This is a genomic window from uncultured Polaribacter sp. (assembly GCF_947497695.1).
Lineage (GTDB): Bacteria > Bacteroidota > Bacteroidia > Flavobacteriales > Flavobacteriaceae > Polaribacter.
In genome coordinates, this window is sequence record NZ_CANMHM010000005.1 from 167,783 (window position 1) to 193,923 (window position 26,141).

The window sequence follows — 26,141 nt, forward strand, 5'->3', positions numbered from 1 at the left end:
ATCCATTAATGTCACATTAAAAATATTTTAGTTTTATAAATGCTGTTAAAATTTTGTATTTAACTAGTTTTTTTAATGATATCTTACTAGTTTTTAAAATTAAAATCTAAAAAACCACTAGTTATCAGGTAGTTAGGTTTTGGTGTTGTTTCTTGGTTCTTTTAGTGAAGCGGTTTAGTTGCTTTTATCAGAAAATAACTAATTTAAATTGTATTTTTTTTAATAGAATTCTAAAAAAAAGTAGCTATTTTAGACCTTAGTAAATAGAATTTATGGAAACTAAATTAGGATTGAGTGTAGCAGACTTTCAAACGGTTAAAAATAGGCAAGATTTATTAACACTTATCAATGAAAAAAACGCTGTTTGTAAAAAGGTTAAGAAAACTATTTTATATGATGAAGAACTAAGATTATTACAAATAGAACTGGTTAAATTACAGAGATGGATTTCTAATAATAACAAACGCGTTGCTGTTATTTTTGAAGGAAGAGATGCAGCAGGAAAAGGAGGTAATATTCGTCGTTTTATGGAGCATTTAAACCCTCGTTCTAGCAGATTGGTTGCATTAAATAAACCAACAGAAATTGAAAAAGGCCAGTGGTACTTTCAACGTTACATAAAAGAATTACCAAATCCTGGTGAAATTGTTTTCTTTGATAGAAGTTGGTATAATAGAGCTGTTGTAGAACCTGTAATGGGTTTTTGTAAAGACGAGCAATACAAGGAGTTTTTAGTACAAGTGCCAGAATTTGAACATATGATGTATGAAGATGGTGTTGTGATTATTAAATTTTGGCTTTCAATTACAAAAGACGAACAATTAAAACGTTTTGAAGCGAGAAAGGAAAACCCCTTAAAAAGATGGAAATTTAGTCCTGTAGACAAACAAGGGCAGATTCTTTGGGACAGATATACACATTTTAAAGAAGAAATGTTTTCTAAAACACATACTTCTTATAGTCCTTGGATGATGATAAAAACGAATGATAAAAAGGTAGCAAGATTAGAAGCCATAAGACACGTTTTGTCTCAGTTTGACTATGAGGGTAAAGAAGAAACTACAACAGTTTTAAACCCAGACCCTAATGTTGTAATGCGTTATTATAGATCTAATACCAACATAGATTAAATATGGAATTAACACCTAAAAACTTAAAAAAACTAAACTCTAAAAAAGGACTCTTAGCACTTTTATCAAAAGAACCTTTAAATATTGAAAGAGCAATTAGATATGTAGACTATCAAAAAAAATTAGAAGAATTACAAGTAGAATTAATTCGTTTACAAACTTGGGCAATTAACAATAAAGAACGTATAATAATTGTTTTTGAAGGAAGAGACTCTGCAGGTAAAGGAGGAGCAATTAGAAGATTAACAGAACGTATTAATCCACGTCACATGCGTATTGTTGCATTACCAAAACCAACAGAAGATGAAAGTTCTCAATGGTATTTTCAAAGATATGTAGAGCAATTTCCTAAAGCAGGTGAGATTGTTTTTTTTGATAGAAGTTGGTACAATAGAGCTGTTGTAGAGCCTGTGAATAATTTTTGCACACAAAAAGAGTATGAAATTTTTATGAATCAGGTTAATGATTTTGAAAGAATGATTTTAGAATCGGGCATTCATTTGGTTAAAATTTATATGTCTATTTCTAAAAAAGAGCAAGCAAAACGTTTTGCCGATATTAAAAGTGATCCATTAAAACAATGGAAAATGACTAAGCTAGATGAAAAAGCACAAGATCTTTGGGAAGATTATACAGTGTACAAAAAAGCAATGTTTGAAAAAACACATACAGAAATTTCACCATGGAAAATTATAAAGGCAAACAGAAAAACAGAAGCTCGTGTAAATGTAATCAACCACATTTTAAATCGAATTCCTTATGATAAAGATTTAGAAGTTTAAACTATCGTCTTTTTAACTTCAGAAAAAATAAAATAAATTTCTCCTGCAATCTGTTGGGTCGTTTTTAAATACGTTTCTTCTTGTAAATCTGTATCGTCAGATGATTTTGGATCTACAAAAGGTAAATGAAATCTTTGCGTTGCTTCAGCAATAAATGGGCAATTTGTATCTGCATTATTACAAGTAGTAATTGCTATAAAAGGATGTTGGTTTTCTTTATCATCATATCTTTTAGAAAAACCAAAAATAGATTTAGAGCTTCCATCAAAAGAAATTACATATTTAGGGTTTTGATGAGAAAAATTAGCCAAATCAAAACTAAAACCAACACTTTGTAATGTTTTTACAGTATTTTTAAAGAAAGCAGTAACTTCTGTTCCGCCAGAAAAACTATTGATATTTAGTTTAAAATGATTCGCCGCAAAAAATCCCCAAACTTGTCCTAATTGGCTTCTTCTTGAATTATGGGTGCATATAAAATTTAAGTTAACAATACCATTTTTTTTGTATTCTTCTAAAATTCCTTTAGATATTTTAAGTAACAATTGCTTTCTATCTTCATTTGATACAAGTTGATGGAATGCGTTTGTAAAGAAATTTTCAGTAGAAATAGTAGAAGTCATAATGATCTTGTTATTTTTGTAACAAAGATACTATCTTCAAAAGATAATACAAGTTAATAGAAACTTAAGGATGGGTTTAGAAATTGGGAATAAAGTAGCTGTTTTAGATGATGTTTTAAAAGGCAAAGTAGTCAATATTGTTGATGATGTTATTTCTGTAGAAACTACTGATGGCATGATTTTTAAATTCAATACTGCTGAATTGGTAAAAGTAGAAACAGCACAACATGAGTTGTCTAAATTTAGTGATATTGATAATTCTTTTTTAAAAGATAAAATTTCTCAAAACCCAAAAAAGAAAAGTTTATTTAGAGAAGATAAAAAAGAAGTAGTAATGGAAGTAGATTTGCATATCAATCAACTTACAAAATCTACTAGAAATATGGATAATTTTGATATGTTAAATCTTCAGTTAGACACTGCAAAAAATAAAATTGAATTTGCTATTTCTAAAAGAATACCTAAAATTGTTTTTATTCATGGAGTAGGAGAAGGGGTTTTAAAATCTGAATTACAAAGATTGTTACATAAATACCCTGTAAAATATTACGATGCTTCTTATAAAAAATATGGTTTGGGTGCAACAGAGGTTTATGTTTTTCAAAACTCTAATTAAATAACATCAAAATGAAAACTATTTATTTAGACAACGCAGCTACAACTCAAATTGATGATGAAGTTATTGAAATCATGCATACTTCTATGCAAGAAAATTACGGTAATCCTTCATCGATTCATCAATTTGGACGAAAAGCAAAATCTGCTGTAGAAACTGCAAGGAAAAATATAGCAAAGCATTTTAATGTTACTGCTACAGAAATTATTTTTACAGCAGGAGGTACAGAAGCAGATAATTTAATTTTACACAATGCTGTTTTAAATTTAGAGGTAAAAAGAATAATTACCACTAAAATAGAACATCATGCAGTTTTACATACGTGCAACCATCTAAAAAAAACACATCATATTATTGTTGATTATGTTGATGTTGACAAATTTGGGTCTATTGATATTCATCATTTAGAAACGTTGTTAAAAACATCCAAAGAAAAAACATTGGTAAGTTTAATGATGATTAATAATGAAATTGGGAACCTTTTAGATGTTGATGCAATATCTAAAATTTGTAAAAACTACAATGCATTATTTCATTCTGATACAGTTCAGGCAATAGGGCATTATCCAGTAGATTTACAAAATACTCCCATTGATTTTATAGTTGCAAGTGCTCATAAATTTCATGGGCCCAAAGGCGTTGGTTTTGCTTTTTTTAAAAAAGGATTTGGCATTTTACCAATGTTTCATGGAGGAAATCAAGAAAAAGGAGCAAGGTCTAGTACAGAAAATGTGCATGCAATTCTAGGCATGGAAAAAGCCCTTGAAATTGCAATTTCTAATTTAGAAGAAGACAAAAATCACATAGAAGACTTAAAAAAGTACTTTATTTCGGAGCTGAAAAAGATATCAGAAGAAATTCAGTGTAACGGACTTTCTTCTAATTTAGAAAAAAGTAGTTACACCATTTTAAATGTGCGTTTACCATTTACAAATGATATGCTTTTATTTAGTTTAGATTTAGCAGGTATCGCTGTTTCTGGAGGAAGTGCTTGCCAAAGTGGAAGCAATAAAGGTTCTCATGTGTTATCAGAGTTTTTAAATGACAAAGATGCAGATAAAACGTCAATTCGTTTTTCTTTTTCTAAGTATACTACAAAACATGAAATTGATTTTGTGATTAGTTGTTTAAATGATAATATAAAAACACAAATCTAAATGATTTAGATTACTTCAATTTCAAAAAAGCAATATTATATTTAATTCCCAAATTTATAAAAGTACTACTTAATTCGCCTCCTTTTGCTTTTACATAACCACCAGAAGCTCTCAAATTTAAAGTATTAGAAAGTTTATAATCTAAACCAGCACTAGGTTTTATAATTAAACCTTGCCCTGTACTAATATTTCCTCCTCCTGCAGCACCGCCTAAAAACTGGGTAAAAAGTGTAGTAGATTTGTTCAATAAAGGATTTGTTTTTAGGCCCAAACCAACAATTCCCTCTCCATAAGCACCTGCATTTCCAAAATTTGCAAAAGAAGTTTGTCCTGCTACATACATATTTTTATTCAAATCTAAATTTATTTGCAATGAAATTTGATGTAAGTTTTCTGTGGGATCTTGCATTCTTTTTGCATTAAAGTAAAGGTCTTGTTTTACTATCACTTCTAAACCTTTAAATTTTCCTTTAGTAAAATGAGGATTGTCTATTTTTACACCATTTCTTTTTATGTAATATTTAATACCGATTCCAAAGTTTGAGGTATAAAAGTCTCTATCAGGAGTTAGTAGATAGCCCTTATTTACAGAAATATAAATGTCTTCAAATAGTTGTTGTTCTATAGAGATGTCAGGATACAATAAAAAGCCACCTTTTGTATCTACAGCACCACCTCCTCCAGCACCAAAACCAAGTTTCGCTAAAATATTAGTTCTATTTCTGTTCATTGATAAATGATAACCAGCACCTAAAAAAACATCCATATAACCAGCTCTAATGCCATCATAAGCACCATCTACTTTTAAAAATGCAAACCAATTTTTATTTACGTATGAAGTAAATTCAAATCCAGCTAATTTTATGGTTTTTCCTTCTAAAACAGTTCCATCTGTTGCTCTTGCTTTGCTTAATACTTTTAAATTATTAAAATGTACCATCAAAGAGTTTTTTTTTGGCTTTTTATTCCAATTAGAGTTTTCAAACTCATTGGTATTAATTTCTTTTTCTGCGGATGTATAGTCTGCATAATCAAAATCTAAAGGAATCTCTAAACTAATATTAGCTTGATGTCCTTTAATTTCTCCACCATCAAAAAAGTTGACATAACTCCAACCAGTATTTAAAGAAAAGTTTTTAAATTGATATCCTAAATTTAAATGAGGCAAAATAAACGCTCCTCCACCATCTTTAGCACCAGCTCCTCCACCGCCACCAAAATGGAAGCCAGTGTCTACATAAAATTTTTCTGATAAATATTTTTTAATACCTGCATTCATTCCAAGTGTAAAAAAACCACCTCTATCTCCTGTTACAGATCCATAAAGTCCAATACCTGTGTAGAATAAATCATTTAAAAATAAATTGTAATGAATCCCTGTAAAACCCATATTTTTTTCATCAGGAATAAGAGGGTCAAAAGGCATATCTATAGAAAGAAAATCTATTTTAGCAAAAGCTTTTTGTGTTATTTTTTTTGGAATCGTTTCTGATTGAGAAAATAGAAATTGATGACCAATAAGAACTGTAAATAGTAAAATTATCTTTTTCATAAGGTAAAATTATCTTTTTTTGATGGTAATAACAACTGTTTTTGAAGTAGGTGTATTGCTAATATTTGCCTTACTTTTTAAAGGGACTAATACATTTGCTTCAGGAAAATAAGTGGCAGTACATTGTTTAGGAATGTGATAAGGAATTACTAAAAAACCTTTTGCTTCTCTTGTTTCATTATTAAAATGACTTGTTAAATCTACCAAATCTAATTTTTTTAAATTTAATAATTTTATGTCATCTTCATTCATAAAAATAACTCTTCTTTCATTTAAAACGCCCCTATATCTATCATCTAATCCATAAATAGTGGTGTTGTATTGATCGTGCGTTCTAATAGTCATCATTAGAAATTGATCTTTTTCTAAGACAATTTCAGAAGGTTTGTTATTGCTAAAATTCGCCTTTCCTGTTTTTGTAGGTGTAAAATTATTTTCACGAGCATTGTTTGGCAAATAAAAACCACCTTTTACTCTAACGCGTTTATTAAAATTATTAAAGCCAGGGATTGTTGCTTCAATTTTATCACGAATTAAATCATAATTACTAACTAATTCAGACCAATTTGTGGTGCTGTTTTTTAAAGTAGCATTAGCCAAACCTGCTACTATTGCTGGTTCACTCAATAAATTAGATGAGCAAGGTGCTAACGTTCCTTTAGATTGATGCACAACTCCCATAGAATTTTCTACAGAAACAAATTGTTCTTTATTATTTTGATAATCTTTTTCTGTTCTACCTAAACAAGGAAGTATCAACGCTTTTTTACCTGTAATTAAATGACTTCTATTTAGTTTGGTAGATACTTGTACTGTTAAATTACAGCTTTGTAATGCTTCTGCAGTAAATGTGGTGTCTGGCGTTGCAGAAATAAAATTTCCACCCATTCCAAAAAATACTTTGGCTTTCTTTTGATGCATTGCTTCAATGGCTTCAACAACATCAAAACCATTTTTTCTGGGAGCTTTAAAATTGAATTCTTTTTCTAAATTATCTAAAAATGTAGTTGGAGGTTTTTCCCAAATTCCCATGGTTCTGTCTCCTTGCACATTAGAGTGTCCACGAACAGGACAAGTTCCTGCTCCTTTTTTACCAATACTTCCTTTGAGTAATAAAATATTTACTAATTCACGAATATTATCTACAGCATTTTTATGCTGTGTTAAACCCATTGCCCAACAAATAATAATGTTTTTATTGTTGACAATAAGTTCTGTCGTTTTTTTTATTTTTTCTAAGGATAGACCTGTTTGAGGTAATAACTCCTCAATAGAGTAGGTGTCCAAATCTTTTAAAAAATCTTCTAAACCAGCCGTTTTTTCTTGAATAAATTGATGATCGAAAACGCTATTTGGTTTAGCATCTTCTTTTTCTTTCATCAATTTTAAGATGATTTTTAATAAAGCAACATCTCCATTTATTTTTACAGGTAAAAATAAATCTGTTAAATCTTGCCCAGATCCAAACCATTTTAATGGGTTTTGAGGATCTTTATAATTCATTAACCCAACTTCTGGTAGTGGATTAATTGTAATTATTTTTCCACCTTTATTTTTTGTATCGCTTAAAGCACTCAACATCCTAGGATGATTTGTACCTGGGTTTTGCCCAATAACAATTACCAAGTCTGCATGGTTAAAATCATCTAAAGTAACAGAACCTTTACCAATTCCTAAGGTTTCTGTTAATGCAGCACCACTAGATTCATGACACATATTAGAGCAATCTGGTAAATTGTTTGTTCCAAATTGGCGTACAAATAATTGGTACAAAAAAGCAGCTTCATTACTGGTTCTTCCAGAAGTGTAAAAAATAGCTTCATCAGCAGAATCTAAAGAGTTTAATTCATCTCCAATTATTTTAAAAGCATTTTCCCAAGTTATTTCTTCGTAATTATTTTTTCCTTCTGGTAAATACATTGGGTGTGTAATTCTACCTGTTTTACCAATTTCATAATCAGATAATTCTGACAATTCTTGTATAGAGTTTGTTGTAAAAAACATCGGAGAAACTTTATTTTTAGTTGCTTCTTCTGCTACAGCTTTTGCACCGTTTTCACAATATTCTGCTAAAAAAGCCCTTTTTTCATCAGGATCTGGCCATGCACAACCAGGGCAATCAAAACCCTCTTTTTGATTTATTTTAGAAAGTAATTGAATTCCTTTTACAAGGCCAACTTCATTTTTAATATGTGTTAAAGCAGAAGCAATGGCTTTTACACCCACAGAGCTTTTAGGGATTTCAGTTAATTGAATTCCTGTTAACTTTTCTGGTGGTTGTTCTTTTGTTTTTTTAAACATGAGTTGCTTTTTTTACAAGTGATGGGTTTGAGTAAATGGTCATTTTATGCTCTCTTGTAAAACCAATTAAACAAATGCCAAACTCTTTTGCAAAATCTACAGCTAAAGATGAGCATGCAGATACAGCAACAATTATAGGTATTTTTGCGATGAATGCTTTAGAAACAATTTCATAAGAAACTCTGCCGCTAACAAATAAATAGTTAGCATTTGGTAAGTATTCTTTTATAAGCAAATCTCCAATTACTTTATCAACAGCATTGTGTCTGCCAATATCTTCTTTTACAGTTAAAAATTGATTATTCTTATCAAAAATAGCAGCTGCATGACTTCCTCCAGAATATTTGAAAGTGTGCTGAAAATCATTCATTTTTAAAAACATTTCATGCAAAATTCCGCTTGAAAAAGAATTAGTTTGAACTAATGTGTTTCCATCAACTTTAATGTCTTTCAATTCTTTTTTCCCACAAATTCCGCAAGAAGAAACAGATAGTAATGTTCTTTTATTCAAATAGCCTTTCCCTAATAATTCTTTAGAAATACTTACGTTTATAATGGTAGGGATTTCATTTTCTTGTTTATCAATATGGGTTATCAATATTTTTTCACTCTTATAAATATCTTCTGCAAAAAGCAATCCTCTTATTAATTCGTTATCATTATCTGGAGTTCTCATCACAACAGTGTAAGGCTCATTATTAATATTTATTTGCAAAGGAGCTTCTACTACCAAAACATCTTCAAAAGAGTTTTGGGTGTTTTGATTAATTTTTAAAGCTTGGTATTTTAATGTTTGCATATATAAAAAAGGACGCTTTCCTTACAAATTTAATAAAAATGAGATCGTTTTTAAGACGTATTTAATTTAAGTTTTTTGTACAAAAAATACAAGTTGGCTTATTTTTTATGTTTGTTGTAAAAAATAAATAGGTATTTCCACCGTCTTTTAAGTTCATTTCTTTACGGATTTGAGCTACTTTCTTAGGGAAATTTCTAGTTGTAATATTTGCCTTTTTTTCAGAGATTGCTTTCTTTATTTTTTTCTTATCATAATTTAAAACCTGTTCAATTTTAAAAACTCTTCCAGGAAAATCGATCAATTCTGTTGAGGTGTATAAATGTGAGTGTTGATGAATTTTAAAGATATTTAATTGCTGAGAAATTTCATGAAATCCACCAGATTTTAAAATAGCGGCATTTGGCTCGTACAAATACGTAAGAGGTTTAGAATATGTAGAGGCTGTTTTTTCTTTAAAGTTAAAATTAAAAGATTGATTTCCTTTTTTATCAATATTTATGGTTTTAATTTTAATAGAATTTTTATAGTTTTTTTCAAGTAAAAATAACAATTCTTTTACTTCATTGTTAAGAGCAACAATATGTACTTCTTTAACGTTTTTAAGTTCACTAATAGTTTGTGTAATATCTAAAATAGGCGATACTTTTACTAAAATAAAATTGGCTTTTGTAAAGAAAAAATCAATTTTAGGTGTAATATAGGGTTGGCAATCTTTCAAAAGAAAAACCTTTCCTTTTGCATCGTTTCTTCTAGATGGATCGATGTAAATACAATCGAATTTTTGATTAGTTTCTTTTAAAAAATTAGTTCCATTTTCAGAAAATAGGGTAATGTTTTTTGTTTTTAATTGATGGTAATTGTATTTTACAATTGTAGATAAAGCCTTATTAATTTCACAATGAACAACTTCTTTAAATTGTTTTGAAAAATAAAAACAATCTACACCAAAACCACCTGTAATATCAATGATTTTATCGCCTTTAAGAATTTCTGACTTGTATTTTGCGGTAATTTCTGATGAGGTTTGTTCAATGCTTATTTTTTCAGGATAATAAATATTATCAGTATTAAACCAAGTAGCTAATTTGTGTTCAGATTTTTGTTTTGCAATAATTTGATTTGCCAATTCTTGGATAGAAACAGCCTGAAAAGGACTGCCTTTTAAAATTACTTTTGTAATTTCTGTTTTTAAATGATCTGCAATAAATTGCTGAACTTTTGGTTGTAAAATATCTAAATTCAAAATGTTTAAATATCTTTAGTTAATGATTTTACTATTTTATTATCAGCTAAAAATTCTTTTAACATCACTTTTAAAGCAGTGTATAAAGGGACAGCAGTAATCATACCAACAATTCCAAAGAGTAATCCTCCAATAACAATAACTAAAAATATTTCTAAAGGATGAGATTTTGTTGTTTTAGAGAAAATAATTGGCTGACTCGCAAAATTATCAATTAATTGTGCCATTAAATACCACAACATAATCCATAAAGATGTAGGTAAAATTTCTGTTTGAAAGTCTAAACCAATATTATTAATCATAGATAATGTAAACATTATAATTGCTCCAATTACTGGTCCAACATAAGGAATTAGATTTAACAAAGCACATAAAAAAGCAATAACAACAGCGTTATCAATATCAAAAACTAATAAAATGATGGTATACAAAATAAATAAAATTGTAATTTGAAATAGCAATCCCAGAAAATACCTTGATAGCAAATCTTTAATAATTTCTAACGATTTAGAAAAACGATTTTCTGTATGATTTGGTATAATTGTGAGTATTCCGTTTTTTAGTAATTGGCTGTCTTTCATAAAAAAGAAAGAGATAAATAATATAGAAAATAAACCAATACTTATAGAGCCCAATGCTGCTAATATAGCGTTTAAAAAATCTGGAATTTCTTTAAATTGAGCAACAAAATCTACCTCTTTAATTTCGCTTAATACATCAATGCCTTTAGATGAAAAATAAGCTGTTATTTGGTTAAAAATTTCTTGAATATTGGCTTGTAGTTTATCCACTTCTAAAAGTGATAAACTTTTTCCTTGTTCAATAATTAGCGGAATAAACATAATAATCAATCCAGATAAAAGACCTAACATTAAAAACATTGTAAAAACAACTGCCAATGTATTGGGGAATTTTAACTTTTTTCTAAGAAAAATAATAAAAGGTCTTGCAATTAAAGATAGAATACTTGCAATTAGAATGTAAATAATTACAGATTGAATTGCGTATAAGAAATAGCCTAGAAGAAAAATTCCTACCAAGATGCCTAAAGCTCTTAAAATTCCGTTTGCTAATATTTTAGAGTTCATTAATTATATCCTTTTACATTACCCATACTTAATTTTTTGCCATTTTTAAAGGTATGATTTGTTGGTAATAAAGTGCCACTTTCTGTGGTAATCCAATCTTGCCAAGTTGCTGGTGCAGCTATCATTTTTTTTGTAGGAATAGTCATTTTATAACTTTCTGGTATGTAATTATCATCTAAAATCCAAAGATAAGAATCTCCAGGAGTTGTGCCTCCAATTGTGTAAGTAACTCTAAGTGCTTCTTTTTTATGATGATTTTCTATGTTTCTAATTACACCATCATCAAATAATTTATGATGTGCAACTAACCAAAAAGAATCGTTGTTAAAAATATTCCAAGCTTTTTTTACAATTTTAGTATTTGCTTTTTCTTGTTTTTTATTGTTGATGAAAACTGAGCTATTTTCTTTATTTCTAGGATGTAAATCTACACGAATTGTATCCCAAGAAACAGCTACAATGTGTTTTTGTTTGTCCCATTTAAAATGCCTTTTTCCTGCAAAACTCCATTCTAAATAACGGGTATTTTTATATGCGTTGTGTTTTACTGCTTTTAAAATTTTGTTAGCAAGTTCGTTTGCTTTTTTATTATAAGCTTTTACATTTCCCATATTTAGCTCTAAACCAAATAAAGAAAGTATGTGTTTTTTAGGTAGTTTTATACCAGCTTCAGTAGTTTTTAAATCAGACCAAGTAGCAGAAACACCTCCAATTGGTATAATTTTTGTCCACATTTTATATGAAGTTGGTAAAAAATTTTCATCTAAAATCCAGAGATAGGAGTCTCCAGGAGTAGAGCCACCAGAAGTGTAAGTAACTAATAGAGCCTCTTTATTATTTACTTTTACAATTCGTCTTTCTGTACCAGCATCAAAAATTTTATAGGGAGCTACTAACCAAAAAGAATCATTGTTAAAATAATTGGTTGCTTTTTTAATCAATTTGGTATCCTCTACTTTTTTATCAGCAATAAAAACAGTCGATTTTGTTGCGTCTTTAGTGTTTAGTATTACTTTGTTTTCATTCCAAGAAACTTCAACAACATCTTGGTTTTTAAACCATTTGTAGTGATTTGTATTTCTAAAACTCCATTCTAAAATTTCTGTTTTGTCAAAAGCATCGCCATTTAAGGCGTTTAACATTTTAATTGCCAATGCATCTGCTTCTTTTCCTTTTTTTCCATTTGGCAAAGGTTCATTGTTAACAACATAAAATATTCCAAAAGCAACAATTAGAAGTAATAAAATAATTCCAATAAGTTTAAAGAGTTTCTTCATTTAATAGATTAAAAAGTTAGTAGCTAAAGTATCATTTTTTAGAGTAAAAAACTAGTTCTTAGCTTATATTATAGTTCAACAGATTTTATCAAAATAAGAGAGTCGAACTTATAAATGATCTTTATCGATACAGAATTTCTAAAAAATAAATTTCACTCGAACTGACAATTTGAGTAATTTGTTTTAATAATGATAATGTATCCTTGAGTGATTTTACTTTTTCGAAAAATTGTATCGAGCTATTTTTAGTTTAAAAATCAGGAAAAATCTTTTTAAACTTTTTAGGCAACACTTTAGTAATAGAAATTTTTTCTTTTGTAAAAGGATGCACAAATGCTAAAGTTGCAGCATGTAAAAACAATCCTTTTCCTTTTAATATTTTATCGTCTAAAAAATACTCTTTATCGCCTAAAATAGGATTTTCGATACTCAATAAATGCTTTCTCAATTGATGTTTTCTTCCTGTTTTTGGATGCAGTTTCACAAGGTTTAAAAACTCAAAACGTTCTGATATTACTGATTTTAGAACTTCAAAATCTGTATGAGCATTCTTTTTATCAATTGGTAAGTCAATTACTCCTTTTATTTTCATTTTACCAATTGTAATTGCAAAATAAGTTTTACTAATTTCTTTATCTTCAAATAGTTTACTCAATTTAGAAATTGCAGCACTAGTTTTTCCTATTAATAAAAGTCCACTTGTTGGGTAATCTAATCTGTGAATTGGTTGAGGTTTTACAGCATCTGATTCATTACTTTTTTTAAGATTTTGAGTCAATGCATTGGCAATGGTAACAAACTTGTTACCACTTACTAAAATACCTGCAGGTTTGTATATAATAGCGAGTGTTTCGTCTTCAAATAAGACTTCTAAATCGAGTTTCAATCTTTCAAAAGTCGCTGATTTTTCGGATTCAAAAAGTGTTATTTTTTCTCCTCCACAAATATATTTAGAAGTAGTGGCTAAAGTTCCATCAATAAAAACAAGCTCTTTTTTAATGGCTTTTTTGATGCCAGATTTTGTGGGGATTGTTTTAAAAATTCCAACCCCATATTCTTGAAATCGAATTGGTGTTTTTAAATTTTGTACATTATGAGTTTCTAATAACTGCATCATTTTAAAAATGATCTATTAATTTCTATCAATTTATTAAAAGTGAATTTTTGTAAATCTTTAAAAAAAACAGTAAAATCTTCTTCTAATTCGTTTTCTAGAATATTTAAATCTTCAATAGCCAAATTCATTTGCGATTTTCCTTTTGTTCTGCTATTCATTCCGTTCAAAACTTTTGCAATACCTTCTTTAAATTGATAATTGAAAAGAATGTTATATTCAATCATATAGTTGATAAAGTTTTGAGATTTAACAGGTAAATCGTCTTTGATTTTATCAAATAAAGTATACACAGCAGCTGTATAAACATCTAAGGGAATTGCAGAATAATTTGCCCAATTTTTGGCTAAAAAATAATCATAAAAAATATCGATGATAACACCATCATAATGTTTGTAACGTACATGTAAACGACGTTTGCTTTTTCTAACAATTTCATGAGCATCTGTAAAAGTGTCTATTTCTCTGTGTAATAAAATACCTTGCTGAATTTCTTTAGAAAACCCATCATATTTATTACCTCTAATATGATCTGCAATAAAATTGCCAATCATAATATTGGTGTTGTTTTGTGATAGGTATAAATGTGCTAAGAAGTTCATTGAGGTAAAAGTAAACAAAAACCACAACTAAAAAGTTGTGGTTTTCTAAATATTATAGATTCGTACTTTCGCAGGAATGACAAGTTTTATGCATCTTTAAGAATGCTAGAAAACACTAAGTGTTTAACTATTCAACATCACAGGCATTACCAACATGGTTACTTGTTCACCTTCATCAGTACCATCAATTGGTGTTAAAATACCAGCTCTGTTTGGTAAAGACATTTCAATTAAAACATCATTAGAATTTAGGTTGTTTAACATTTCGCTTAAAAAACGAGAGTTAAAACCAATTTGCATATCATCACCTTGATAATCGCAATTTAAGCGTTCATCAGCTTTATTAGCAAAGTCTATATCTTCCGCAGAAATATTTAATTCTGTCCCTGCCATTTTTAAACGAATTTGGTGGGTTGTTTTGCTAGAAAAAATAGAAACACGTTTTACAGAGTTGTAAAAAGAAGCTCTGTCAACTGTTAATTTATTAGGGTTTTCTTTAGGGATTACTGCTTCATAATTAGGGTATTTTCCATCAATTAATCTACAAACTAAAACAGTGTTGTCAAATGTAAATTTAGCATTTGCATCATTATACTCAATAGTAACCTCACTTTCAGAACCCCCTAAAATTCCTTTTAATAAATTTAAAGGTTTTTTTGGCATAATAAATTCTGCAGTTTGATCTGCAGTAACGTCTGTTCTTGTATATTTTACCAATTTATGAGCATCAGTAGCAACAAAAGTTAAACTTTGTGAGCTAAACTGAAAAAACACACCACTCATTACAGGTCTTAAATCGTCATTACCAGCAGCAAAAATGGTTTTAGAAATTGCAGTTCCTAAAATATTAGCAGGTAAAATTGTTTTACTTGGGTTTGGTAATGAAACTGCTTTTGGAAATTCATCCCCACCAAAATAAGCCATGTCATATTTACCTTGATCTGAGCTAATTTCAATTTTATTTTCGCCTTCAGTTTTAAATATTAAAGGTTGGTTTGGAAACGTTTTTAAAGTATCTAATAACAAACGGGCAGATATAGCTATAGAACCAGAACTTTCACTTTCTACTTCTACTACAGAAGTCATTGTTGTTTCTAAATCAGACGCAGAAACCTTTAACTCATTTTCAGATAATTCAAACAGAAAATTGTCTAAAATTGGTAAAGTGTTGTTGCTATTTATAACGCCCCCTAAAACTTGTAGTTGTTTTAATAATTGCGAACTTGATACAATAAATTTCATGTAATTTTTTTGTTATTTTATACTCACAAATATAATCTTATATAGGTAACATTTAAAATTAATTTATCAACAGTTTATTAGCATTTTGTTGATGCTTTTACAAATGTTATAATTATGTTAACAAACTACATTTTGGTCTTTAAAAAACTACATTTGTTACCTTATCAATCTTGTAGTATGAATAAAATTTCTCTTTCAGTTTTAGCAACTTTTTTAATTTCGTTATCAATATTTGCACAGAAACCTCAAAAGTTAACTTCAAATCAGATTTATGAGCAAGTTCAAAAACTGAATTTTTTAGGAACAGCACTTTATATTGCTGCTCATCCAGATGATGAAAACACACGATTAATTGCCTATTTAGCAAACCATGTAAAAGCAAGAACAGGGTATTTATCTTTAACAAGAGGTGATGGAGGTCAGAATTTAATAGGTACAGAAATTAGAGAATTATTAGGTGTTATTAGAACCCAAGAGTTGCTAGCAGCAAGAAGTATTGATGGGGGAGAACAGTTTTTTACGAGAGCCAATGATTTTGGATACTCTAAACACCCAGATGAAACTTTAGAAATATGGAATAAAAATGAAGTTTTAAGTGATGTTGTTTGGGCAATTAGAACTTTTAAGCCCGATGTTGTTATTAATAGATTTGATCATAGAACTCCAGGAACAACTCATGGACATCATACAGCTTCTGCCATGTTAAGTGTACAAGCTTTTGAGTTGGCAAAAGATTCAACAAGTTATGTAGAGCAGCTAAAACATACAGATGTTTGGCAGCCTAAAAGATTGTATCAAAATACATCTTCTTGGTTTTATAGAGGAAGAGAAGCAGAATTTAAAGAGTTAACCAAAGGTTTTACAAAGTTTGATATTGGTGTCTATTATCCCTTAAAAGGAGTCTCTAACAATGAGTTGGCATCTAAAGCAAGTAGCCAACATTTATGTCAGGGTTTTGGAAGATTAAGTACAAGAGGAGAACAATATGAATATGCAGAATTTTTAAAAGGCGACAAACCTACAGATAAAAAAGATATTTTTTCTGGAATTAATACGACTTGGAGTCGACTTAAAAACGGAGAACAAATAGGAAAAATATTATATGAGGTTGAAAAGAATTTCGATTTTGTAAATCCGTCTAAACACTTGCCAAAATTGTTAGAAGCGTATCAATTAATTCAAGAACTTGAAGATATGCATTGGCAAAAAATTAAAGAGAAGCAAATTAAACAAATTATTGAAGCTTGTGCAGGTTTGTATATAGAAGCTTCTGCTGTTGTAAATGCATCAGGAATACCAAATGAAACCATTGAACTTAATTTTGAAGTTTTAAATAGAAGTGCTATTCAGATGCTATTAACTTCAGTAACACCAACGCTAGAAAAGAACATCATCTACAAAGGTTTAGAGCTGAAACAGAATAAAAAATTTAATTTTAAAGAATTTGTTTTATTAAAAACAGATAATTTTACTGCTCCTTATTGGCTAAATGATAAAGCGTCTTTAGGAATGTATGCAGTAGAAAACCAATTATTAAGAGGAAAACCAGAAACACCTAGAATTGTAAAAATAGATTTTAACTTAATTATAAACTTTACGCCAATTGTAATTACCAAAAATGTGGTTATAAAATATGCAGAAAGAGACAAAGGAGAAATCTATGAGCCTTTTGATGTTTTGCCTAGAGTAACTACTAAATTGGCAGACAAAGTACTTGTTTTTTCTGATAGTATTCCTAAAAAAGTAAATGTAGAAGTAAGAGCAGGATCAAAATTTGTAACAGGAAAAGTAAGTTTAAAAGTACCTGAAAATTGGAATGTAACACCTAAAGAAATTGATTTTAATATTGCACAGAAAAAAGACAAACAAACGGTTTCTTTCATAGTAACGCCTCCTAAAGAAGCCTCTGAAGGAAAATTAATAGTTACAGCAACTTCTCAAGGAAAAGTTTATAAAAAAGAATTGGTTGAAATTAATTACAATCACATTCCTAAACAAAATGTTTTGTTAAATTCTGAAGCTAAAATAGTACGTTTAGATATTAAAAAAGTAGGAGAAAAGATTGGTTATATAAAAGGAGCAGGAGATTTAGTGCCAGAAAGTTTGCGTCAGATTGGTTATAAAGTAGAGTTTATAAACCCAACTGAAATTAACTATAAAAACTTACACAAATATGATGCAATTGTTTTAGGAATTAGAGCTTATAATGTGGTGAAAGAATTAAAATTTAAACAAAAATTTTTGTTAGACTTTGTAGCAAAAGGAGGGAACTTGATTGTACAATACAATACCAGTAGAAATGTTGATGTTGCAGCTCCCTTTCCTTTAAAATTATCAAGAGATAGGGTTACTGATGAAACTGCTGAGGTTGTAATTTTGGCTGATGAAAACCCGTTAATCAACTTTCCGAATAAAATTACACAAAACGATTTTAAAGGTTGGGTGCAAGAACGTGGTTTGTATTTTCCTAATTATTGGCACGCAGCTTACAAACCTATTTTGTCTATGAATGATAAAGGCGAAACGCCTAAATTAGGGAGTTTGCTAATTGCTAAATATGGCAAAGGTCATTATATATACACTGGTTTAAGCTTCTTTAGAGAATTACCTGCAGGTGTTTCTGGTGCCTATAAATTGTTTGCAAATATGTTGTCTGTTCAAAGGTAAGTTGTGAAATAGGTTTTAAGTTTTAAGTTTCATGTTTCAAGGTTTAAAATTTGAGTTCTTGAAATTTTACGAAAAAACTTAATTCTGTGATAATTTGTTATTTCTCCCAAAACATAGGATGACATAAAATTATGTTTTAAATTATAAAATAAAAAAGCTTTAAAATAGCAAGAAAGCAAAAAGTAGGCAAACAAGTTTAGCCCTGATTGAAACGGCATCCTTTTTTCTTTTTCAGAAAAAAGATATAGTGGAAAGCAGGAAATAGCTTCAAATAAAAAGATTATATAATGAATCAACAAAAATATACTTGGAAAAAACAATACACATTGGTGTTAATTTCTAATGTAATTTACTTGATCGCATTTTATTTGATTACAAATTATTTTACAGTTTAATTTATGGAAATAGTAAGTAAATTACACGTAATAGATTGGATAATTTTATCGGTAACTTTAATTTTTATTGTTGCTTATGGAACCTATGTAACCAGAAAAAATACCAACGTAACTGACTATATAAAAGGAGGAAGTGACAGTAAATGGTGGACAATTGGTTTGTCTGTAATGGCAACACAGGCAAGTGCTATCACGTTTTTATCTACACCTGGACAAGCTTTTCACAGCGGAATGGGATTTGTGCAATTTTACTTCGGTTTGCCCATTGCAATGATTATAATTTGTGTGGTTTTTATACCGATTTATCATAAATTGAAAGTCTACACAGCTTATGAGTTTTTAGAAGGAAGATTCGATTTAAAAACAAGAAGTTTAGCAGCCATTTTATTTTTGATTCAAAGAGGATTGGCAGCAGGAATAACCATTTTTGCACCTGCAATTATTTTGAGTGCAGTTTTAGGTTGGGATTTGTTAACCTTAAATATTATAATTGGTTTTTTAGTAATTATTTACACGGTTTCTGGTGGCACAAAGGCTGTAAATGTTACCCAAAAGCAACAAATGATTATCATTTTTATAGGAATGCTCATTGCATTTTTTATGATTATGAGTCAGCTTCCTGCAAATATTACGTTTACAAAAGCATTAGAAATTGCTGGGGCAAGTAATAAAATGGAAGTGCTAGATTTTTCTTTCGATTTAAGCAATCGTTATACAGTTTGGACAGGTATTTTAGGTGGTACATTTTTAATGTTGTCTTATTTTGGTACAGATCAAAGTCAGGTACAACGTTATTTATCAGGAAAATCGGTTAGAGAAAGTCAGTTAGGTTTAATTTTTAACGGATTACTAAAAGTACCCATGCAGTTTTTTATTTTGTTGATTGGTGTAATGGTTTTTGTTTTTTATCAGTTCAATCCATCGCCATTAAATTTTAATCCAGGAGCAAATGAAGCTGTTTTAAGTTCTAAATATGTACAAGAATACAAACAATTAGAAGCAGAACATATCAGTATTGAAAATACAAAAAAAGCAATTTTTGCAGATGGTTTTCAAGTTTCAGAAAAAGAGCAAATTAAAGCTTTGAATAAAAGAGATTTGGCTATAAAAGCAAAATCGAAAGTAATTATTGATACAATTGATGAAGAAAATACGCTTGAGAAAATAGAGTCGAATGATAAAGATTATGTGTTTATCCATTTTATTCTACACAATTTGCCAAGAGGATTGATCGGACTTTTATTAGCCGTAATTTTATCTGCTGCTATGTCATCTACAGCATCAGAATTAAACGCTTTGGCAAGCACAACTGCCATCGATTTGTACAAACGAAATGTTAGAGGAGATAAAAGTGAAGAACATTATGTAAAAGCCTCAAAATGGTTTACATTGCTTTGGGGATTGATTGCTATTTCTGTGGCTTGTGTTGCCAATTTGTTCGATAATTTAATTCAGTTGGTCAATATTATTGGTTCTATTTTTTACGGAAATGTATTAGGGATTTTCTTATTAGCATTTTTTATAAAATTTGTAAAAGGAAATGCTGTTTTTATGGCAGCTGTAATAACGCAAATAATTATCATTTTTGTCTTTTATTTAGATTGGTTGCCTTATTTATGGCTAAATTTATTAGGTTGTGCTTTGGTAATGGCAATTGCAATTGTATTAGAGTTTTTCACAAAAAAGACAGAAGGTTTTTTGTTGGGTTTACAAGATGATGATTAGTGAAAATAATTAAGGTTATGAATAGTAAAAGGATTTAGTCTATGTAATCAATAAAAAAAATAGGATATTAGCTTTAGCTAAATTTAAATAATGAAATTATTATATGAAAAATGAAACAATCAAATGGGGAATTATAGGTCTTGGAAGAATTGCCCATAAATTCGCTACAGATTTAGCAACGATAGAAAATGCACAGTTAGTTGCTGTAGCTTCTAGGAGTCAAGAAAACGCAAATGATTTTGCAACCAAGTTTAACGTAAAAAAAGCTTACAATTCTTATGCAGATTTAGCAAAAGATGATGGGGTAGATGCAGTTTATATTGCAACACCACATAGTTTTCATAAAGAACATGCTATACTTTGTTTGCAAAACAAAAAAGCTGTTTTATGCGAAAAACCTTTAGCCATGAATTTGCAAGAAGTAGAAGAAATGATTACAGTTGCCAAAGAAAACAACGTTTTGTTAATGGAAGCTTTATGGACGTATTTTTTACCAAATTATCAATATGTTTTAGAAATTGTTAAAACTGCAAAATACGGAAAACTAAAAAGTTTAGATGCAGATTTTGGTTTTTACAATGAGTATGATACTGATAGAAGGTTGTTTAAAAAAGAAGTAGGTGGAGGTAGTTTGTTAGATATTGGTATTTATCCAATTTTTGCAGCATTATCTACCTTAGGTCAACCTAATTCTATTGAAGCAGATGCAACATTTTTTGAGAATGGAGCAGATGCAACTTGTAGCATGATTTTTAATTATGATGATGCAAAAGCAACTTTAAAAAGTACACTTTTAGAAGAAACAAAAACAGAAGCTATTTTTACCTTCGAAAAAGCGGTTGTAAGAATAAATACCATGTTTCATCAACCTGCTACTGTAAGTATTTTTCAAGATGAAAATGAAGAAATAAAAGACTTTAATACAAAAACAATTGGTTATAATTTTGAAACAGAACATTTTAACAATCTTCTAAGAGAAAACAAAAAAGAAAGCAATATTATGACGTTTAATTTTTCTAAAAACTTAATAAAAACGTTAGATAAAGTAAGAAGTGTTATTGGTTTGGAGTATTAAAAAAGTTGTTTAGGTTTCATAAAAAAAAACGGTTTGTGAGACATTCCAAACCGTTTTTTTGATAAGTATGTTACTTTTTAACTTTTTACGGTATTATAATATTTTTTACGCAACCAAAAAGAAACTCGGACTAATAAAATTAATGCAGGCACTTCTACCAAAGGGCCAATTACACCTGTAAATGCTTGTCCTGAATTTAATCCAAAAACGGCAATGGCTACTGCAATTGCTAATTCAAAATTATTACCTGCTGCTGTAAATGCTACTGCTGCTGTTTTATCATAAGTTGCTCCTGTTGCTCTGGTGAAGAAAAAACCAATGATAAACATAATTGTAAAGTAGATTAATAATGGAACTGCTATAATTAAAACATCCATAGGTATTTGTACGATTAATTCTCCTTTTAAAGAAAACATTACAATAATGGTAAATAAAAGAGATATTAATGTCAAAGGAGAAATTTTTGGGATAAATGTATTTGTATACCAGTCTTCTCCTTTTAATTTTACTAAAATAAGTCGACTTAAAATTCCCATTAAAAAAGGAAGTCCTAAGTAAATTGCCACACTTTCTGCAATTACTCCAATAGAAATATCAATAATAGCACCTTCAAAACCAAAATAGGGTGGAAGTACAGTTATAAATAACCAAGCATAAAAACTGTAAGCAAAAACTTGAAAAATACTATTTAAAGCAACTAAGCCTGCTCCATATTCTGCACTTCCTTCTGCAAGATCATTCCAAACCAATACCATTGCAATACATCTTGCCAAACCAATTAAAATTAGTCCAACCATATATTCTGGATATTCTCTTAAAAAGGTAATTGCCAACACAAACATTAAAATTGGTCCAATTATCCAGTTTAAAATTAGTGATATTGAAAGAATTTTTGTGTTCTTAAATACTTTTGGTAATAAAGCATAATTCACTTTAGCTAAAGGTGGGTACATCATTAAGATCAATCCAATAGCTATAGGTATGTTTGTAGTTCCGCTACTAAATGAATTGATAATATTAGGAAAACTTGGTATAAAATAACCAAGTGCAACTCCAATAATCATGGCTACAAATATCCATAAAGTTAAATTTCTATCTAAAAAGCTTAATTTTTTCATACTCTTGGTTTAAGAATTTATTTGAGAGAAAACATAAAACAACTCAGTAGCAATTTGAATGCTTCTTTCGTTGTATTTTTCTGCTTGTTGTGGTGTATTGTCAAACGCTTTTGGATCTTCAAAAGTAATAGGAATACGTTTTTCTGCACCAGCAATAAAAGGGCAACCTCCATCTGCTTGAGAGCAAGTCATAATTGCTGCAAATGCAGATTTTGGGTTAAAAGCATCATCTAATTTTTTAGAAAACCCAATGATTGGATGCTCATTGTCTCCATATTTTATGCTGTAAACAGGGTTGTTTTCTTCTGATAATTTTTGGATTTTAAAACCAGATTTCTGTAAAGTTTCTGCAGCCATAGGAAAAAGAGCAGTAGCTTCTGTTCCACCAGAATAGCAAAACACATTTTTAATATTAAAATAGCTTGCCATGGTTTGTGCCCAAACTTGAGATAAATGACTTCTTCTTGAGTTATGAGTACATATAAAATTAATTCGAATTTCTTCATTATTAGAAACCTTAGTTTGAATAAAATCGGTTAAAGGTTGTAAAACTGTTTTACGATCTTCTGTAATAGTTTTAGTATCTAATTTTTTAATAAATTCATCTATTTCAATAAATAGAGATGGTTTTGTAGTAGTCATTTTTTATTGGTTTATTGCGATTATACGATTAATAATTTTATTTTTTTTAGCAACAAGTATTTTTGGTAATATCTTGATCTAAAAATTGAAACATTACTTCTTTCATTTTTGTCCAATTTTCTATGTCAATACAATAACAAACGCTTGTTCCTTCTACATTTCCTTTTATCAAACCTAAAAGTTTTAATTCTTTAAGATGTTGAGAAATTGTTGGTTGTGCCAAACCTATTTCGTTCACTAAATCACCACAAACACAAGAGTTTAATTCAAATAAATGTTGTAAAATTGAAACTCTTGCAGGATGACCAAAAACTTTTGCGTACGTCGCAATTTTATTTTGTTGGTCATTAAATATTTCCGTTTTAGCTAAACCCATTTTTTGTTATTTTTATTGATTGCAATATTACGATTAATATTTGCATCGTCAAATTATTTTTGAAATTTGAATGTTAATTATACGTTACCATTTCAATATCTATTTAACAAAAAAAAGTCTCAAGCTATTCACTTGAGACTTTAAATATTGTTAGAAAAAACAACAATTTACATTGCTCCCCATTCTTTTAAAGATGCTTTGTTCATTTTTACATAACCTTTATTTCCTGCTTTTTCGGCTAATGCTAAAGATGCTTTTGCAGCTTTAATTGCTCTTTTTTTATTGCCTGCTTTTGCATGTATTAAAGCTTGTCTTCTTAAAATCCAAAATTTTGGATTGTCAGCATTCATATCAACAGCTTTGTCAATCCAAGTTTGAGCTTTTTTTATGTCCTTACCTGCAGATAAATAATAAGCAGCAGCTGCAGAATAATCGTTAGCAGAAGGAGTACCACTCATTGTAGCTTCAATTTGTTCAGAAACCATTACATCTGTAGGAGTTTCAATTTTTAAACCTACATACGTGTTTTCCCACATCATTCCTAAAACAGCAGAATTATTGGTCATATCATCAAAAGTAATGGTAAAAGTTTCAATAATCATTGGTATGTCTTGTGTGGCAACATTTACTTTTGCAATTACTTTAGTTTCATCCAATTTTTTTGGAGTACCACTTTTCTTATATTCATGTATAATAACTTCCCAAGATTTTTCTGTCGGTATTGTAAAAATAGTATACGTTCCTTTTTTTACTGTATTACCATCAATAGTAACATCTGTAGAAAATGTAATTTTTGTATTTGCATTAGCACCAGTTCTCCAAATTTCATTGTAAGGTACTAAATCACCAAAAATAGTTCGTCCTTTTACACCTGGTCTAGAGTATTCTAAAGTAATATCTGTTAAACCAACAATCTGTTCTGTTTTTTGGAATGGACTTGGTTGAGGTGTTTTAATTTGTGCATTTGTAGCAAAAGCAAAAGCAATTACAAATAATGATAGTATAATTTTTTTCATGATTAAAAATGGGTTGGTTTATTATTCACTTTCAAAATTACAATTTCAAAAAAAGAGAAACGTTAACAAAAACTTAAATTAACCAATGTATCTTTGTGTTTTTTAAACTATTTGTATGAAAAATATTAGTATTTTAGGTTGTGGTTGGTTAGGGAAATCTTTGGCAATTTCTATGATAAATGAAGGGTATTCTGTAAAAGGCTCTACTACAACTAAACAGAAGTTAGAAACTTTAGAAATGAATAATATTGATCCTTATATCGTTAATATTTCTGAGTTTGAAGAGTTTGATTCTTTTTTAAATGCTGATATTTTAATTATTGCAATTACCTCTAAAGACTTAGAAGGTTTTGAAAATTTGATTGCTCAAATTGAAAATTCGTCCATTCAAAAAGTAATATTTATTAGTTCTACATCTGTTTATGCAAGATTGAACAAAGTAATGACAGAAGAAGATGAGGTTTTGAAAACTCCTTTATCCGAGATTGAAAACCTATTTAGAGAAAACACTTTTTTTGAAACTACGATCATTCGTTTTGCTGGTTTATTTGGCGATGTAAGACAACCTTGTAACTGGTTTAAAAATGGACGAAAAATCCCTCAACCAAAAGGTTTTGTAAACATGATTCATAAAGAAGATTGTATCGAAATTATACACGCAATTATAGATCAAAATTGTTGGAATCAAACTTTTAATGCCTGTTCTAATCATCATCCCACAAGAAGGGAGTTTTATACGTTAGCAAAATTAAGTAATGATTTTGAAGTACCACAATTTGAAAACAATGAAGTCTATGAATGGAAAATTATCAGTTCTAAAAAATTACAAGAGGTTTTAGGTTATACTTTTATTCATGATGATTTATTGGCTTTTTAGAGTTTCTTACTTTAAATCGATTATAGCATTTATAACTTTAGCATAAGTGACTCATACTTCAAAATATGTATTTGATATTATTTTTTGTCGTTAAAAAATGTTAGAAAAGCATTCTCTACTAATATATATATAATAAGTGTAATTAATTTTTTTTGGGTGTTCCCTTTTTTTTCAGATTATATTTTATAACATTTAGTATTTATTGAGTAGTTTTTTACAATTTAAAATTATTTTTTAGAAAAAAAGGTCGGGCTATCCACTATATCTTTTTTCAATTTTTTCTGCTATTGCATCAAAAACAAAAAAAAGGATGCCGTTTCTATCCCTAACCCGAGCGTATTTATCAGTTAATTTTCTTTTTCAAATGATATCTTGTTTAAAAGTGAACTATTCAAATACCAATATTCTCTAAACACCCAATACTTACTTTCTATTTTTTCTATGTGTTAAAAAAGAAGAGTTATGATTCTATTTTCCAAAATCGTCAAAAAAAATTGATTTGTAATCTGTTCATAATAATGCATTTAAAGGTGTGATAAAAAATAAACAGAAAAATTATTCAAAAAGTCATTGTTATATTAATAATGTGTTGTAGTTTTGCAGCCGCTAACGTGAATATTGTTTGTTAGTTTGTTCATTGATTTTTTAGTTTTTTTGATTATTTATTTTTAGAAATAAATATAAGGTTTTATTGTTTACTAATAAAAAAGAGTTGTATGTTTGC

At 29.0% G+C, this 26,141-nt stretch carries 22 protein-coding genes; 8 read left to right on the forward strand and 14 right to left on the reverse strand.

Annotation, left to right across the window (positions count from 1 at the left end; genetic code table 11):
- Positions 1 to 272 precede the first annotated feature (272 nt).
- Both ppk2 (Q0731_RS07920) and ppk2 (Q0731_RS07925) read left to right on the forward strand, forming a co-directional pair.
- Complete coding sequence (gene ppk2 / locus Q0731_RS07920) at positions 273 to 1,130, forward strand: polyphosphate kinase 2 (RefSeq protein WP_299062295.1); 858 nt, start codon at positions 273 to 275, stop codon at positions 1,128 to 1,130.
- Between the two features lie 2 nt (positions 1,131 to 1,132).
- On the forward strand, positions 1,133 to 1,912 hold the full coding sequence (gene ppk2, locus Q0731_RS07925) for a polyphosphate kinase 2 (RefSeq protein ID WP_299062298.1): 780 nt from the start codon (positions 1,133 to 1,135) through the stop codon (positions 1,910 to 1,912).
- Here the strand turns inward: ppk2 (Q0731_RS07925) and Q0731_RS07930 are convergent.
- Positions 1,909 to 2,535 (reverse strand): hypothetical protein, encoded by a 627-nt coding sequence (locus tag Q0731_RS07930; RefSeq protein ID WP_299062301.1) that lies wholly within the window; start codon positions 2,533 to 2,535, stop codon positions 1,909 to 1,911. The two genes, ppk2 (Q0731_RS07925) and Q0731_RS07930, sit on opposite strands and share 4 nt — an antisense overlap.
- Before the next feature lie 70 nt (positions 2,536 to 2,605).
- On the opposite strand from Q0731_RS07930, the gene Q0731_RS07935 reads away from it, so the two are divergent.
- Complete coding sequence (locus Q0731_RS07935; protein WP_299062304.1) at positions 2,606 to 3,151, forward strand: Smr/MutS family protein; 546 nt, start codon at positions 2,606 to 2,608, stop codon at positions 3,149 to 3,151.
- Between the two features lie 11 nt (positions 3,152 to 3,162).
- Complete coding sequence (locus tag Q0731_RS07940) at positions 3,163 to 4,308, forward strand: cysteine desulfurase family protein (RefSeq protein WP_299062307.1); 1,146 nt, start codon at positions 3,163 to 3,165, stop codon at positions 4,306 to 4,308.
- A 10-nt stretch (positions 4,309 to 4,318) separates the two neighbouring features.
- On the opposite strand, the gene Q0731_RS07945 is transcribed toward Q0731_RS07940, so the two are convergent.
- The 9 genes from Q0731_RS07945 to dnaN form a co-directional block, all read right to left on the reverse strand.
- Positions 4,319 to 5,860, reverse strand: coding sequence for a hypothetical protein (locus Q0731_RS07945; RefSeq protein ID WP_299062310.1), 1,542 nt, complete (start codon positions 5,858 to 5,860; stop codon positions 4,319 to 4,321).
- A 9-nt stretch (positions 5,861 to 5,869) separates the two neighbouring features.
- Positions 5,870 to 8,161 (reverse strand): FdhF/YdeP family oxidoreductase, encoded by a 2,292-nt coding sequence (locus Q0731_RS07950; protein WP_299062313.1) that lies wholly within the window; start codon positions 8,159 to 8,161, stop codon positions 5,870 to 5,872.
- Complete coding sequence (gene fdhD, locus Q0731_RS07955; RefSeq protein WP_299062317.1) at positions 8,154 to 8,960, reverse strand: formate dehydrogenase accessory sulfurtransferase FdhD; 807 nt, start codon at positions 8,958 to 8,960, stop codon at positions 8,154 to 8,156. Before fdhD ends, Q0731_RS07950 begins: the two co-directional genes overlap by 8 nt.
- A gap of 61 nt (positions 8,961 to 9,021) precedes the next feature.
- Positions 9,022 to 10,203 carry a class I SAM-dependent methyltransferase gene (locus Q0731_RS07960; RefSeq protein WP_299062320.1) on the reverse strand — a complete coding sequence of 394 codons (1,182 nt, stop codon included), beginning with the start codon at positions 10,201 to 10,203 and terminating at the stop codon, positions 9,022 to 9,024.
- A gap of 5 nt (positions 10,204 to 10,208) precedes the next feature.
- Positions 10,209 to 11,291, reverse strand: a complete 1,083-nt coding sequence (locus tag Q0731_RS07965) for an AI-2E family transporter (RefSeq protein ID WP_299062322.1) — start codon at positions 11,289 to 11,291, stop codon at positions 10,209 to 10,211.
- Positions 11,291 to 12,568, reverse strand: coding sequence for a hypothetical protein (locus Q0731_RS07970; RefSeq protein ID WP_299062325.1), 1,278 nt, complete (start codon positions 12,566 to 12,568; stop codon positions 11,291 to 11,293). Before Q0731_RS07970 ends, Q0731_RS07965 begins: the two co-directional genes overlap by 1 nt.
- Before the next feature lie 250 nt (positions 12,569 to 12,818).
- Entirely contained in the window at positions 12,819 to 13,682 is an 864-nt protein-coding gene (locus Q0731_RS07975; protein WP_299062328.1) for an RluA family pseudouridine synthase, read from the reverse strand.
- The gene (locus tag Q0731_RS07980; protein WP_299062364.1) at positions 13,682 to 14,236 is read right to left on the reverse strand and encodes an acyl carrier protein phosphodiesterase; all 555 of its coding nucleotides are present in this window, start codon (positions 14,234 to 14,236) and stop codon (positions 13,682 to 13,684) included. Before Q0731_RS07980 ends, Q0731_RS07975 begins: the two co-directional genes overlap by 1 nt.
- Before the next feature lie 171 nt (positions 14,237 to 14,407).
- Positions 14,408 to 15,526, reverse strand: coding sequence for a DNA polymerase III subunit beta (gene dnaN / locus Q0731_RS07985; protein ID WP_299062331.1), 1,119 nt, complete (start codon positions 15,524 to 15,526; stop codon positions 14,408 to 14,410).
- Between the two features lie 177 nt (positions 15,527 to 15,703).
- On the opposite strand from dnaN, the gene Q0731_RS07990 reads away from it, so the two are divergent.
- The 3 genes from Q0731_RS07990 to Q0731_RS08000 all read left to right on the forward strand — a co-directional run bounded on the left by Q0731_RS07990 (position 15,704) and on the right by Q0731_RS08000 (position 21,388).
- A complete protein-coding gene (locus Q0731_RS07990) occupies positions 15,704 to 18,193 on the forward strand; it encodes a PIG-L family deacetylase (protein WP_299062334.1) in 2,490 nt (829 codons plus the stop codon).
- Positions 18,194 to 18,591: 398 nt separating this feature from the next.
- On the forward strand, positions 18,592 to 20,313 hold the full coding sequence (locus Q0731_RS07995; RefSeq protein ID WP_299062337.1) for a sodium:solute symporter: 1,722 nt from the start codon (positions 18,592 to 18,594) through the stop codon (positions 20,311 to 20,313).
- Between the two features lie 103 nt (positions 20,314 to 20,416).
- Positions 20,417 to 21,388 carry a Gfo/Idh/MocA family oxidoreductase gene (locus tag Q0731_RS08000; protein WP_299062339.1) on the forward strand — a complete coding sequence of 324 codons (972 nt, stop codon included), beginning with the start codon at positions 20,417 to 20,419 and terminating at the stop codon, positions 21,386 to 21,388.
- A gap of 77 nt (positions 21,389 to 21,465) precedes the next feature.
- Here Q0731_RS08000 and arsB read toward each other — a convergent pair whose 3' ends face one another.
- The 4 genes from arsB to Q0731_RS08020 form a co-directional block, all read right to left on the reverse strand.
- Entirely contained in the window at positions 21,466 to 22,506 is a 1,041-nt protein-coding gene (gene arsB / locus Q0731_RS08005) for an ACR3 family arsenite efflux transporter (RefSeq protein ID WP_299062341.1), read from the reverse strand.
- A gap of 9 nt (positions 22,507 to 22,515) precedes the next feature.
- Entirely contained in the window at positions 22,516 to 23,148 is a 633-nt protein-coding gene (locus tag Q0731_RS08010; protein ID WP_299062344.1) for a protein-tyrosine-phosphatase, read from the reverse strand.
- Positions 23,149 to 23,194: 46 nt separating this feature from the next.
- Complete coding sequence (locus Q0731_RS08015; protein WP_299062348.1) at positions 23,195 to 23,524, reverse strand: metalloregulator ArsR/SmtB family transcription factor; 330 nt, start codon at positions 23,522 to 23,524, stop codon at positions 23,195 to 23,197.
- A 167-nt stretch (positions 23,525 to 23,691) separates the two neighbouring features.
- Complete coding sequence (locus tag Q0731_RS08020; RefSeq protein ID WP_299062350.1) at positions 23,692 to 24,540, reverse strand: DUF2911 domain-containing protein; 849 nt, start codon at positions 24,538 to 24,540, stop codon at positions 23,692 to 23,694.
- Between the two features lie 115 nt (positions 24,541 to 24,655).
- Between Q0731_RS08020 and Q0731_RS08025 the strand changes: the two genes are divergently transcribed.
- Complete coding sequence (locus Q0731_RS08025) at positions 24,656 to 25,417, forward strand: NAD(P)-binding domain-containing protein (RefSeq protein WP_299062352.1); 762 nt, start codon at positions 24,656 to 24,658, stop codon at positions 25,415 to 25,417.
- Positions 25,418 to 26,141: the final 724 nt, after the last annotated feature.